The 1,116-nt window shown below is 45.0% G+C and carries 2 protein-coding genes; both read right to left on the bottom strand.

Features of this window, described 5'->3' with window-relative positions; all coding sequences use genetic code 11:
- Nucleotides 1–445 (bottom strand): hypothetical protein (locus AC5SLM_RS14420; RefSeq protein ID WP_495251674.1); only part of this gene is annotated, 445 nt, incomplete at its 3' end.
- A 145-nt stretch (nt 446–590) separates the two neighbouring features.
- A partial coding sequence (locus AC5SLM_RS14415) for a cytochrome c biogenesis protein (RefSeq protein ID WP_495251673.1) occupies nt 591–1,116 on the bottom strand: 526 nt, incomplete at its 5' end.

The raw sequence follows: 1,116 nt of genomic DNA, 5'->3' as shown, positions 1-1,116 counted from the left end.
ATACCCGCGTTCCTCGTTGCCTTAACCCTTCGTTTTCATAAATATCAATCTCTTTTGTATACTCAGGATTCTTCTTCTTTAACTCCGTGTTCATAAAGGCCACCAATTTAGCGTCCGCATGGCGATGGCTTGCAACAAGGAGGATAAAATTCAGGTATATTTTCCCCTCGCGGGTCATTTGACCTTTTATTTTTTTAGGAAAAGGAAAGGCTTGGGAAACTTTTACTACGGCATTGGCCAAATCATTTTTGGAACTGTTGCGATTGGCTGCAATATCAACAAGTTGCTCAATGCGCACGGCCACTTCGGGATCGGTGATTTTCTCAGGGCTCTTTTTAACAATTTCATCTGGTTTTTTAATAGTATTGATAACGACAATAATCACAAGCAATACAACAAGACTAAGCGCTGCGATGAGTAAAATAATCAGATGTTTCTCTTCCAAACCAACCCTTTACATGTAGACGTTCAATATCGCTCATTTTACACTAAAAGCACCAAAGCCCAAGAGAACTATGGTGGTGTATTAAGAATGTTTGGAGAAATTATAACACAAAGCCCATCATTGTGGACTTTGTGTGTTCAATGGGCTACAACGCCCTCTTCCCACTCCCCCGCCAATACCCCACTACTGCTAACACCACCATCCCAAGGGCAATGGCAGGGACAAAGGTAGGAATAGGCACAGGGTCACCTGCGGCATAAGAGTGCATGCCTGAGAGGTAGAAATTTACACCAAAGTACGTCATGATGACCGACCAATAAGCAAACATGGAAGCTACGGCAAAGGCATACTGGGAATTAAGCCCAGGCACATAGCGCAAGTGGCCAATGGTGGCATACACTAAAACAGTCACCAAGGTCCAGGTTTCTTTAGCGTCCCATCCCCAGTACCTTCCCCAAGACTCATTAGCCCACACCCCTCCTAGGAAGTTCCCTACAATGAGTAAGCTTAACCCTAGGGTCATGGCCATTTCATTAATCTTGGTGGCTTCTTGGATGTTAGCATCAATCTCCCTCGCTCTTGCGTCATTGCGCTTAGGATTGCGCAAGAGGAGTAAGAGAAGGGTAAAGGCACCAAGGAGAGCACACAGGCCTAAAAAGCCATAACTGGCC

This window comes from Sulfurospirillum sp. HTRB-L1 (genome assembly GCF_059415125.1).
Note: the sequence above shows the minus strand (reverse complement) of the source record. Positions and strands in the feature narration are given on the sequence as shown.